At 39.6% G+C, this 11,989-nt stretch carries 11 protein-coding genes; 1 reads left to right on the top strand and 10 read right to left on the bottom strand.

Annotated features, from left to right (window positions below; translation table 11 throughout):
- Positions 1-8: 8 nt before the first annotated feature.
- From glmU to ispE, 5 genes are all read right to left on the bottom strand, one after another.
- Positions 9-1,382, bottom strand: a complete 1,374-nt coding sequence (gene glmU / locus ACFSR0_RS11525) for a bifunctional UDP-N-acetylglucosamine diphosphorylase/glucosamine-1-phosphate N-acetyltransferase GlmU (protein ID WP_379982868.1) — start codon at positions 1,380-1,382, stop codon at positions 9-11.
- Between the two features lie 89 nt (positions 1,383-1,471).
- Positions 1,472-2,290, bottom strand: a complete 819-nt coding sequence (gene purR / locus ACFSR0_RS11530; protein WP_379982870.1) for a pur operon repressor — start codon at positions 2,288-2,290, stop codon at positions 1,472-1,474.
- 147 nt (positions 2,291-2,437) lie between these two features.
- Positions 2,438-3,289: a metal ABC transporter permease gene (locus ACFSR0_RS11535; RefSeq protein WP_379982872.1), complete on the bottom strand. Its 852-nt coding sequence runs from the start codon at positions 3,287-3,289 to the stop codon at positions 2,438-2,440.
- Entirely contained in the window at positions 3,262-3,942 is a 681-nt protein-coding gene (locus tag ACFSR0_RS11540) for a metal ABC transporter ATP-binding protein (RefSeq protein ID WP_379982874.1), read from the bottom strand. Before ACFSR0_RS11540 ends, ACFSR0_RS11535 begins: the two co-directional genes overlap by 28 nt.
- Before the next feature lie 308 nt (positions 3,943-4,250).
- Positions 4,251-5,102, bottom strand: coding sequence for a 4-(cytidine 5'-diphospho)-2-C-methyl-D-erythritol kinase (gene ispE / locus ACFSR0_RS11545; protein ID WP_379982876.1), 852 nt, complete (start codon positions 5,100-5,102; stop codon positions 4,251-4,253).
- Between the two features lie 225 nt (positions 5,103-5,327).
- Here ispE and treR point away from each other — a divergent pair, with 225 nt between their 5' ends.
- Positions 5,328-6,056 (top strand): trehalose operon repressor, encoded by a 729-nt coding sequence (gene treR / locus ACFSR0_RS11550; RefSeq protein WP_379982878.1) that lies wholly within the window; start codon positions 5,328-5,330, stop codon positions 6,054-6,056.
- Between the two features lie 28 nt (positions 6,057-6,084).
- Here the strand turns inward: treR and rny are convergent, their stop codons facing one another.
- The 5 genes from rny to ACFSR0_RS11575 all read right to left on the bottom strand — a co-directional run bounded on the left by rny (position 6,085) and on the right by ACFSR0_RS11575 (position 11,914).
- Complete coding sequence (gene rny / locus ACFSR0_RS11555; protein WP_379982880.1) at positions 6,085-7,659, bottom strand: ribonuclease Y; 1,575 nt, start codon at positions 7,657-7,659, stop codon at positions 6,085-6,087.
- A gap of 219 nt (positions 7,660-7,878) precedes the next feature.
- Positions 7,879-8,919 carry a recombinase RecA gene (gene recA, locus ACFSR0_RS11560; protein WP_379982882.1) on the bottom strand — a complete coding sequence of 347 codons (1,041 nt, stop codon included), beginning with the start codon at positions 8,917-8,919 and terminating at the stop codon, positions 7,879-7,881.
- A 98-nt stretch (positions 8,920-9,017) separates the two neighbouring features.
- A complete protein-coding gene (locus ACFSR0_RS11565) occupies positions 9,018-10,262 on the bottom strand; it encodes a competence/damage-inducible protein A (protein ID WP_379982884.1) in 1,245 nt (414 codons plus the stop codon).
- 168 nt (positions 10,263-10,430) lie between these two features.
- Entirely contained in the window at positions 10,431-11,009 is a 579-nt protein-coding gene (gene pgsA / locus ACFSR0_RS11570; protein ID WP_379982886.1) for a CDP-diacylglycerol--glycerol-3-phosphate 3-phosphatidyltransferase, read from the bottom strand.
- A gap of 20 nt (positions 11,010-11,029) precedes the next feature.
- Positions 11,030-11,914: a helix-turn-helix domain-containing protein gene (locus ACFSR0_RS11575; RefSeq protein ID WP_379982888.1), complete on the bottom strand. Its 885-nt coding sequence runs from the start codon at positions 11,912-11,914 to the stop codon at positions 11,030-11,032.
- Between the last annotated feature and the right edge of the window lie 75 nt (positions 11,915-11,989).

The following is an 11,989-nucleotide window of genomic DNA, read 5'->3' on the forward strand; positions in this document are numbered from 1 at the left end:
CATGAATCTTATTGGTTAAAAGGCAATTTTGATGCAAAGTTGTCCTTGTTTACTTGACGAGCCCTAGCAATTCCCATCGCTTCCTCTGGGATATCGGCTGTGATTGTCGATCCAGCTGCGATCACAGCATTTTTTCCTAAATGAACAGGGCCAATCAAGTTAGATGCTGAGCCAATAAAGGCATGATCAGCGACGGTTGTATGATGTTTCTGTTTGCCATCATAATTCACAAAGACTACCCCACAACCAACATTGATCTCTTTGCCTAAAGTGGCGTCCCCAACATAGGTCAAATGACCAACCTTCGTTCGTTCGCCGATTGTCGCTTTCTTTATCTCAACAAAATTGCCAATATGCGCTTGTTCCTTGATTTCAGCTTGAGGACGCAAGTGCGCGAAGGGGCCGATATCCACTTGATCGTGCACTCGACTTTCCTCAATAATGGAAGAAGTAATCGTTACTTGCTCCCCAATAATGCTATCTATAATCTGCGTTTGACCCAAAAGTTGGCAACGTTCGCCAATAACCGTCTTTCCTTTTAAGTAAACACCAGGTTCAATCACTGTTTCGGCACCAATAAGAACATCTGCGTCAATATAAGTTGCTTGAGGATCGACCAACGTTACACCATTTTTCATGTGCGCTAGATTGATTCGTTCACGCATGATTCGATTGGCTTCAGCTAACGCCACCCGATCATTGACGCCTAATGACTCATTAAAATCATTCGTTTGGAAAGCAGCAACGGTTTTTCCTTCATTTTTTAATATTTCTACAATATCGGTTAGATAGTATTCTCCTTGTGCATTGTTGGTATCAATATTCTCCAAAGCATCAAACAGTAACTCATTATCAAAACAATAGGTTCCTGTATTGATTTCACCGACTTGCTCTTCACTTGGTGAGGCATCTTTTTGTTCCACGATTTTTGCGACACTTCCCGTTTGGTCGCGAATGATTCGCCCGTAACCAGTCGGGTCTGTTGCATGGGCAGTTAAGATGGTTGCCGCCGCCTGTTGATTTTCGTGATAATCAAACAACGCGCGCAAGGTTTCACTTGTCAACAATGGTGTATCCCCACTAATAACCAAGGTAGTTCCTTTTTTTCCCTTTAAAAAGGATGCAGCTTGCAAAACAGCATGACCCGTTCCTAGTTGCTCTGCTTGTAGCGCATAGTTCGTGCGGCTCCCCAATTGTTCTTTCACTCGTTCGGCACCATGACCCACAATTGTAACAATTTCACTTGGCTGAATTTCTTGCACACGGTTCATGATGTGTTCCACCATTGGTTTCCCACAAACAGGATGCAATACTTTATATAAAGCTGACTTCATGCGTGTGCCTTTTCCAGCAGCCAAAATAATGGCAAATCGTGTTTCCAACCTTTTCACTCCTATTCCAATCATCTTTTTTCGCTTCGTATTCTGTATCCATTTTTTGCTTGAATACTTGATTTCAAGCATTCAGCTTTTTATTCTTCAAAGTAGTTGCCTGGAACAACCGAAATTGTTTTTGTCTGGGTATTCACATCTTCAACAAATAATAAGGATGTATAGTTCTTCACTGCTCGTTTTCCTTTGAATTTGGCTTCAGCAAAAACAGTCACTCCAACCAATTCCGCTTCAAATTCTTCAATGAGGCCTTCCATCCCGTTAATAGTCCCGCCGCCTTTCATAAAGTCGTCCACTACTAAAACTCGTGAACCTCGTTTTAGACTACGTTTTGATAATTCCATCTTTTCAATTCGTTCAGAAGATCCTGAAACATAGTTCACGCTTACCGTTGAACCTTCCGTAATTTTTGAATCTCGTCGGACAATCACAAAAGGAACATTCAGATAATAGGAAACCGCCTGAGCTATGGGAACTCCTTTCGTCGCGACCGTCATTACAGCATCAATCTCTTTTCCAAGATATTTTGCGGCAATAATGCGACCGACTTGTTTCAATAGTTCAGGTTCTCCTAGTAAATCAGACAAGTATACGTACCCACCAGGTAGTAATCGATCTTGTTCAGATAGGCGCTCAGCTAGAGCTTGAATATAAGCCTTGGCTTCTTCCTCACTAATTGTTGGTACAAAGATAACTCCTCCCGCTGCACCAGGTAAGGTATCTAAAATCCCTGTCCCACGTTGATGAAATGTTTTTTTCACAATTGCTAAATCTTCACTAATCGATGATTTAGCAGACGCATAACGTTTGGCAAAGAAGGTCAAAGAAATTAGTTCATGAGGATGTTCTAATAAATAGTGCGTCATATCAATCAATCGCTCACTTCGACGAGTTTTCACACAATTCACTCCTTTAAATGTTTTATTTATTATAAAGCTTTTTTACGGTTTTTTCGAGTTTTATTCTTATTCTATCAAAAAATCGTTCGTCATTTATGAGAGTATCCTAAAAAAATAGCGAGAAACTTTCGCCTCTCGCTGTCTTTATTATTCAACATCTTTTAACGTTTTTTGTTGCCGTTTTCTTCTTTGCCACTGAATGGCGAATGTTCGGGTAAGCTGTACGACTAAAAAGATAGCAATAAACACCAACGTAATCATTGCTCCTGGTGGTGTGCTTAAATAAAATGAACCTAATAACCCACTAGTCATACCGATCAAGCCAACAATCACACTAATACCAATGACTGCCGTGAAGCTTTTCCCTAAGCGCATACTAATTGCAGCCGGCAAAACCATAATGGCTGAAATGAGTAAGGCTCCCGCAATGGGAATCATAACAGCAATTGCTATACCGGTCAGTATATTGAAACACATCGACATCCAACGAACAGGCAATCCATCCACTTCCGCGGTGTCTTCATCAAATGTGAGCACGTACATGGGTCTTCTAAAAAAGAAAAACAACAGTAAAATCACGACAAATAATCCACCTAGAAAGTAGAGTTGCTCCGTCGTAATGGTCACTATTGATCCAAATAAATACGATTGAACACTAATCGCAGAATTACCACCATTCAAATTCATTAGAACCAATGCTAATGCCAGTCCACCTGCCATTAAAATAGCAATGGATATTTCAGAATACGTTCGATAGACCGTCCGCAAATATTCTAATATAATCGCTGCCAGCACAACGATAAACATAGTTGTCAAATTGGGATTAATATTTAAGACGAACCCTAAAGCAACTCCTGCCAACGAAACATGGGACAGCGTATCCGCCATTAATGATTGCCTTCTTAAAACTAAAAATACTCCTAACATCGGAGCAATTCCCGCAATAAATAGAGCAGCTAAAAAAGCCCTTCTCATGAATTCAAGTGAAAACAGCGCCATGGTGTACCCTCCTTTCGAACTAAGTGAATATGACGATCCGCAAATGCTTGAATGTCCTCATGATCATGTGTAATCATCAATATCGCTTTTTGATGTTCATGTGCACTATGCCTTAATAACTTATAAAAATCCATCCGTGATTGATCATCCATTCCAGTCGTCGGTTCATCCAAAATGAACAAGTCCGGATCTGTCGCAAACATTCTTGCCAAGCTAATTCGTTGTTTTTGACCGCCAGAAAGTTCTCCGATTCGCTTGTTACGCATTCCCCACATGCCAACAGCCTCCAAAGCTTTCTGCACATGTTCATGGTCCCTAGGTGTCAAGCGCTTAAACCAACGTTGTCTTGGATAACGACCAGACTGCACCAATTCCAAAACTGTACTAGGAAAACCCGCATTGTAAGAAGCAATTTGTTGCGGAATATAACCGATACTTAATGGACTGCCCTCAATATTGGTTTTGGCGATGGTTACTTCGCCTTTAGCAGGTTTTAATAGACCCAACGTTGCACGAACCAACGTTGTCTTGGCAGCACCATTTTCTCCAGTTAAAATAATAAATTCGCCGCTATTTACCTCATAATTGATATCAGATAATACGGGTTCTTCATCGTAAAAAAAAGTAAGATGTTTTACACCTATGTATTGCAATTTCAGCCCTCCTAATGACTCATTTTCTTTAATACTTGTAACTTTTTTTCCATTATGGTGAGGTATGATTCACCACCGTTTTGTTGCCTTTGGATTAGACTTTCTACTGGGTTGACTTCATTTCTATAATTAAATAAATCGGAATTTTTACGATTTATCGCCTTAGATACTTTATCAAAGTGCGTTTCTTTCGTCAATCAAAAACGACTATTTTCCGATTTACGTTTCAAAAAAACGGATAAATCGGAAACCACTCTTACATTTTATAAAAAAAAATCTAGTGATCATACTAATCACTAGATTATTTATTAATGTAATGTTCGTACCAGATAAACCTCTTCGCAAAAACCTTTCAATCCATTTACAATCCGCTGAGCTCGCGAATGCTTTTGACAGAGTGCAAATACAGTTGGCCCACTTCCACTCATCAAGGCAATATCCGCTCCATATTTCATCATACGATCTTTAATCTGTTGAACGATTGGATAGCGGGGAATCGTGGTACTTTCCAAGCTATTCCCCATTGCTTGAATCATTTTTTGATAATCATTCATGACAATCGCCTGTTTTAACGCTTCCATGTCCGGATGATGCAATTGATCAAGCTCCACTTGTTGAAAAATTTTTCGTGTGGAGACACTAATCTTGGGCTTCACCAACACCACCCAGCAGGCAGGCATTGTCGGCAATTGATGAACAATTTCGCCCTTCCCTAAAATATGGGCAGTCGTACCATACAAACAAAACGGGACATCTGTACCCACTTCTATGCCAATTTGGGTTAGTTCCTCTATCGCTAAATCTAACGACCATAGTCGATTTAATCCCCGTAGTGTCGCAGCACAATCTGAACTACCTCCACCCAATCCAGCAGATACAGGGATTGCTTTGTCGAGAGTAATCTTTACTCCCTCTTTAATATTGTAGCGTCTCTTCAGTTTTTCCGCTGCTTGATAGACATTGTTTCGTTTATCTAAAGGCAAAAAAGCTTTATTGGACTCGATAATAATTTTATTCTCATCCAAACGCTCAAACGTCAATCGATCGGCCAAGTCCACGCTAGCCATCACCATTTCTAATTCATGGTAGCCGTCTTCTCGCTTGTATAATACATCCAGACCAAGATTAATCTTTGCTGGTGCTTTCTCGAAAATTTCCATATCCTCACCCTAAAAATTCTTCTATTTCCCCTATCATATCAGATTTCACCTGAAGTTGAACACCTTCACCATGAAAACAGCTGTTTCTTCTCCATTTTTTGGTCAGTTTGCCAAGTTGAAATCTTCTATTAGTCACAGTATAATAGGCTTACCTGTCTAGACAAGTTTTTTTCACTGTTGCCGGAAAAAAAATAACCTATAAATTTTTGACTTAAGGAGGTTCCTATGAACAAATTTCGTGAAATTTTTTTAGATTTAGAACAAAAAATTCTATCAAATGAATACCCTCCTCATACATTATTACCGAGTGAAAATCAGTTAATCATTATCTATGACGTTTCCAGAGAGACCGTACGCAAAGCTTTGCAGTTGTTGCAAAATGCTGGTTATATTCAAAAAAAACAAGGCAAAGGCTCCATTGTGCTTGATATTAATCGAGTTGATTTTCCTATCTCAGGTTTAGCAAGTTATAAAGAATTACAAGACACTCAGAATATTCCTAGTGAAACTTCAGTCATTGAAATCTCACTTAAACCAATTTCCCAACGAATTCACGAAGCAACCAATTGGCCTTTGGACTCTTATGTTTGGAAGTTGGTTCGCCAACGACGAATCAACAATGAAGTGGTCATTTTAGACAAAGACTATTTATTACACACCATTATTCCTGATTTACCCGAAGATCAAGCAGAGCATTCAATTTATGATTACTTTGAAAATGATTTGGATTTATCAATTGCTTTTGCCAGAAGGGAAATCACTGTCGATCCCGTTAGTAAAGAATGTCGGGAGTTGATGAGTTTACGTCCTGAAGATCAAAATGTTATTACAATTCGTAGTCTAGTATACCTTGATGACAATCGTTGTTTTGAATACACTGAATCGATCCATCGCTTAGACCGTTTCAAATTTATTAATTATGTTTATCGAAAAAAAGAGCAACCAAAAAAATAAAAGAAGGACTTAAAAAGTCCTTCTTTTTTTATTTCGCATAATCTGTTGCACGAGTTTCTCGTATAACGGTCACTTTAATATGACCTGGATAATCCAGTTCATCTTCGATTTTTTTACGAATTTCCCTTACCAATCGTACGGCATCCAAATCAGAAATTTCTTCTGGTTTTACCATTACTCGAACTTCACGTCCTGCTTGAACAGCAAAACTTGAAGCAACACCAGAAAAACTATTTGAAATATTTTCTAGATTTTCTAATCGCCGGATGTAATTTTCTAATGACTCGCTTCGAGCGCCTGGACGCGCAGCTGATAATGCATCTGCTGCTGCAACTAATACCGATATCACAGACGTTGCTTCAACATCGCCATGATGGGAAGCAATTGCATTTATGACTACCGCATTTTCTTTATATTTGGCTGCTAACTCAGCACCAATTTCTACATGGGAACCCTCAATTTCATGATCAAGCGCCTTACCTATATCGTGTAAGAAGCCTGCTCTTTTTGCTAATTGAATGTCCTCACCTAGCTCAGCTGCCATGACTCCAGTCAATCTAGCAACCTCAATGGAATGGTCCAATACATTTTGGCCATAACTTGTACGGAAATGCAGACGACCCATGATTTTTATTAAATCAGGATGTAATGTATGGGCGCCTACCTCAAAGGCAGCTTGCTCACCATAATCGCGAATGCGTTCATCCATTTCTTTCCGGGACTTCTCAACCATTTCCTCAATTCGCGCCGGATGGATACGACCATCTTGAATTAATTTTTCTAAAGTCATGCGAGCAATTTCACGGCGGATTGGATCAAACCCTGATAAAACAACCGCTTCAGGTGTATCATCAATAATTAAATCAATCCCTGTCAACGTTTCTAAGGTGCGGATATTGCGTCCTTCTCGACCAATAATTCGCCCTTTCATTTCGTCATTTGGCAAAGTAACAACTGAAACAGTCGTCTCCGAAACTTGATCCGCTGCACATCTTTGTAAAGCTAATGAAAGGATATTCTTCGCTTTACGGTCAGCTTCTTCTTTCGCTCGTTGTTCCGCATCTTTTACCATAACAGCTAAATCATGATTCAATTCTTCTTCAGTTGACTTCATGATGATTGCTTTGGCATCTTCTTTCGATAACGCCGCAATTCGTTCCAACTCTGTTTGTTGTTGTGTAACTAATTGTTCAACTTCTTTTTCTCGCTCATCAATTTTGGATTGTCTTTCACTCACTCGTTGTTCTTTCGTTTCAAGTGAATGCTCTCGTTTTTCCAAAGAATCGTCTTTTCGATCAAGCAATTGTTCTCTTTGTAGTAAGCGATTTTCTTGTGATTTTAATTCAAGTTTGCTTTCCTTCAACTCTCTTTCAACTTCTGATCGATGTTGCTGACTTTCTTCTTTAGCTTCTAAAAGTGCTTCTTTTTTTATGGTTTCTGCTTCTTTTTTGGCAGTTGAGAGAATTCCAGAAGCGGATTGCTTTGCTTCTTCCAATTCCTTTTCTCTACGTGCATTTGAACTGCGCATAACCAATAACCCTATACCAAGACCGACAAATAAACTGATAGCGATGGAAAGAATTAACAGTGCTCCACTGGGCATTGAATCACCTCCATACTATCATTTTTTTATTTTGTAGTTTTTTTGATAAACCATTCGTCTCAATTCTTATCAATATGCCTACTTGCATATGTGTCTATCACACAATTTCATTCTAATGTTTACATGAGAGAGTGTCAACTTAAAGTCAACGAAGTTTTGTTTGTTCTGCATAAAAAAACCATTGGCTATGCAATCTCACAGTCAATGGTTTTTGTCTTTTTATTCATCTAAAGGAAGCTCTTCTTGACCCTCTTCCGTTACCGTTTCGCCTGAACCAATACCATATGCATCTCGCACACGTGTTGAAACTTCGGCTACCATCTCAGGATGTTCTTTCATGTATGCTTTCACATTTTCACGACCTTGACCGATGCGATCACCCTTATAAGAGTACCAAGCACCACTTTTATCAATGATATCCATTTCTGCTGCCATATCCAATAACTCGCCAACTTGAGAAATTCCTTCACCATACATGATATCTACCTCTGCAATACGAAATGGTGGGGCTACTTTATTTTTGACAACTTTAATTTTCGTGCGATTTCCGATAATATCCGTACCCGATTTCAATTGTTCTGCTCGTCGTACTTCCAAACGAATCGTGGCGTAAAATTTTAACGCTCTTCCTCCTGGAGTCGTTTCGGGGTTACCAAACATGACACCGACTTTTTCACGAATTTGGTTAATAAAAATAGCGATTGTCTTTGTTTTGTTGATAGAACCTGACAACTTACGCAAGGCTTGCGACATCAAGCGTGCTTGTAGCCCAACATGCGTGTCACCCATTTCACCATCAATTTCTGCTCGCGGTACTAATGCAGCAACTGAGTCAATGACCACGATATCAACAGCACCACTTGAGACAAGTGCGTCCGCGATTTCCAGCCCTTGTTCACCTGTATCTGGCTGAGAAAGCAACAGTTCATCAATATTCACCCCTAGGTTTTGAGCATATTGAGGGTCTAGTGCATGTTCTGCATCGATAAAGGCGGCTGTTCCACCATTTTTTTGGACTTCAGCAATCGCATGGAGTGCAACGGTTGTTTTCCCTGAACTTTCAGGCCCATATACTTCAACAATCCGTCCGCGTGGATACCCACCTACACCCAAGGCAACATCTAATGCCAACGATCCACTAGGAATAGTGGAGATCTTTTGATCCACTTTTTCTCCAAGTTTCATGACAGCCCCTTTACCAAAATTCTTCTCAATTCTTTTTAATGCAGCATCTAGCGCTGCTTTTCGATCATCTGCCACTAGACAATCCTCCTTATCTACTACTTAGCTACTTTTATCATAGCGGTTCTATTTAAAAATTGCAAGAAAAAAACGAACAAACATTCGCCTTTTTTCTTTTATTGCTTTTTTAGAAGTTGTTTTCTTAATAGATCCAACCCAGTCATCACTGCATTTTCTCGAATCGATTGTCGATTACGAGGAATAAATTGTCGGATTGTTTGTGTGCCTTCCTCGCTTGCCAAAGCAATCCACACCGTGCCCACTTCTTGTCCTTCAATTGTATCTGGACCAGCAACACCACTAAAAGCCAAAGCATAATCGGTCTGTGCAAGATTACGAGCATGTTGCGCCATCGCTTCCACACATTCCCTAGAAACGGTTCCTTTTGATTGTAATAATGCTTCATCGATACCCAAGAACGCGTGTTTCGTTGCAGCTGTATAGGTAACAAATCCCCCTGGAAATACAGCAGATACTCCTGCTATTGATCCAAGCGTGGCTTGAAACAAACCAGCAGTTAAACTTTCAGCAGCCGTCACCGTTTTTTGTTGGTCTTTTAGTAAATCAACCACCACATTCGCTAAAGAATTCGTCTCACCGTATCCATAGAAAAACTCACCCACACGGTTCATAATGACCTGTTCTAACTCATCTAAAAGTTGTTGTCCTTCAGATGCTGTTGTGCATTTAACAGTTAAACGCAAAGTCACTTCATTAGGTTTTGCATAAGGTGCTACTGTTGGATTGGTTTGTTTGTCAATTAAATCCTTTAATTCCGTGACTAATCGTGATTCACCAATACCATAAAACCGTAAAACTCGGGAGATGAGTTGCTCTTCTTGAATAAATTGCTTTTTCAATAATGGAATTGCTTGCTCATATACCATTGGCTTCAATTCATTTGGTGGACCAGGCAAAAGCAAGTAATTAACAGTTGGTGCTTGATAGAAAATACCTACCGCCAACCCCGTTCGATTGGCCAATCCCGTCCCGCCTTCAATAATTAGCGCTTGAAGTAAATTATTTTCGGTCATAGGTTGTTCACGTTTTTCAAAGAAGCGTTGCAATTTTTGGTACCCTGCTTCATCACGAACCAATGTTTTTCCTACATGTTTAGCAACCACTTGTTTGGTCAAATCATCTTCGGTTGGCCCTAATCCTCCACACAAAACGACCAAGTCGCTTCGTGTATCTGCTAATTTTAGTACAGTCTCTAGTCGGTCTGAATTGTCTCCTACAACTGTATGGTAATACACTTCAAATCCTAGACTTGCTAGTTCTTCTGATAAAAATGTTGCATTTGTATTCACGACTTGCCCTAATAGCAACTCTGTTCCTACTGCAATAATTTCCGCTCTCATTTTTCCACTCCTAACTATAAATACGCATTTCAGCCGTAATCATTCTATAACAAAAAAATTTTAAAAAAGAACCGAACCACAAAACGAAGAAGTAGTTAGGTTGATTGCTACACAAGTGTGCAACAAGGTACAACTACGGTCTTTTTGCAGTTCGGAAATCGTGCTTAATTACATAGAATCTTTAAAAACAGCTGTATTTTTTGCAAAATAATCAGCGCCTGAATAAATCGTGAAAATTAAACAAACATACAACATTATTTGAGCAAATGGTATACCTAACCAATAAAAAGGAACATTGTTCAAAAATAAGAAAATAATCGCGACCATTTGCGTCGCTGTTTTTATTTTTCCTGGCCAAGCAGCTGCCATGACTTCGCCACCTTCTACAAGTAACAAACGCAGTCCCGTCACCGCTAATTCGCGACAAACAATAATTGCTACGACCCAACCCGGTGCTTTCCCTAGTTCTACTAATAAAATAAATGCCGTCATCACTAGCATTTTATCAGCAAGGGGATCAGCAAATTTACCAAAGTTGGTAACCAAGCCTTGTGCACGTGCAATATGCCCATCTAACCAGTCAGTAAAACTTGCCACTGCGAAAACGACAGCAGCGACCAAATGAGTAATCGGAAGTTGGAACGAATCTGGTCCTAATACTCCCCAATCTAGGGGTAAGGCTAGTAACAAAATAAAAATTGGAATCATAATAATACGTAATACTGTTAATTTATTTGGTAAATTCACTTTTTTTCTCCTTCGGTTTCTTATTCACGGTAAGAGATTGCTAAAGTCACATTCTTTTTTAGCAATGAATACTGCGGATCATTGAAATCAAGTGCTTGATTGTTTGCCTTAATGTCTATATAGGCACTTGCTCCCAACACAATTGTCGCATTCGTCGTTCCTTCTGGTAACGTATAGCTTTGTGTTTCGCCAGTTTCAAAAGTATTTTGGTAAACATACGCATTATTTACTAATACACCCACCCAGCAACGACCATTTTTGCCGGTAAAAGATAATTCAATTGGATTTTTAGCATCTGTAACGGTCAACGTTGCTTGATCTTGCGTTGATTGTGTCCGCTCAATTTTCATTTCTTTTTCCTTCTTTTCGGAAGAAGAAGGTGTGGTAGATGATTGGCTCGTGTTTTCCTTGCTAGATTCAGATTCAGAACGAACTTGATTATTGACAGAAATCGAAGAATCATTTTGTGCAATCATCGGTTTAGACGTACGGTTGCTCCATGACATATAAAATACGACAACCAACACCGTCATGGCAATCAAAGCCAATAAAATAACTGGTAGATAGTCAATCCAGACCTTCTTTTGCTTCTCAGCTACATGCTGCGCTTTTCTTGAACCTTGAATGTGCTCTGGTTGTGGCCTTTGCGGAAGAGCCGGACCGAATTCAGCTTTTCCATCGAAGACAGCAACCAAATAATCCCCATCAAGACCAACAACTGTTGCATATTGACGAATAAAGGATCGGACATAATACGTTCCTGGAAGACGATCAAAGGTCCCCTCCTCCAATGCTTCTAGATAGCGTTTCTGAATTTTGGTTTTTTGCTGCAATTCATCAATTGTAATTTTTTTATTTAAACGGGCTTCCCGCAATTGTGCGCCAATTAAAATCTCATTGCTCACTCGTTCATCTACTCCAGTCTAACTTGCTTACTTTTCTCTTTTGTTTGCTTCCTGTTTAAAGATACCACAAATTGA

Origin of the sequence: Enterococcus camelliae, assembly GCF_042685105.1 — a bacterium.
Taxonomy (GTDB): domain Bacteria; phylum Bacillota; class Bacilli; order Lactobacillales; family Enterococcaceae; genus Enterococcus_G; species Enterococcus_G camelliae.

Excerpts from the sequence above, each read along its gene's own strand:
- treR (WP_379982878.1), top strand. The coding sequence starts at position 5,328 with ATGAACAAATTTCGTGAAATTTTTTTAGATTTAGAACAAAAAATTCTA.
- ispE (WP_379982876.1), bottom strand. The coding sequence starts at position 5,102 with ATGGAAATTTTCGAGAAAGCACCAGCAAAGATTAATCTTGGTCTGGAT.
- ACFSR0_RS11535 (WP_379982872.1), bottom strand. The coding sequence starts at position 3,289 with ATGGCGCTGTTTTCACTTGAATTCATGAGAAGGGCTTTTTTAGCTGCT.
- ACFSR0_RS11565 (WP_379982884.1), bottom strand. The coding sequence starts at position 10,262 with ATGAGAGCGGAAATTATTGCAGTAGGAACAGAGTTGCTATTAGGGCAA.
- rny (WP_379982880.1), bottom strand. The coding sequence starts at position 7,659 with ATGCCCAGTGGAGCACTGTTAATTCTTTCCATCGCTATCAGTTTATTT.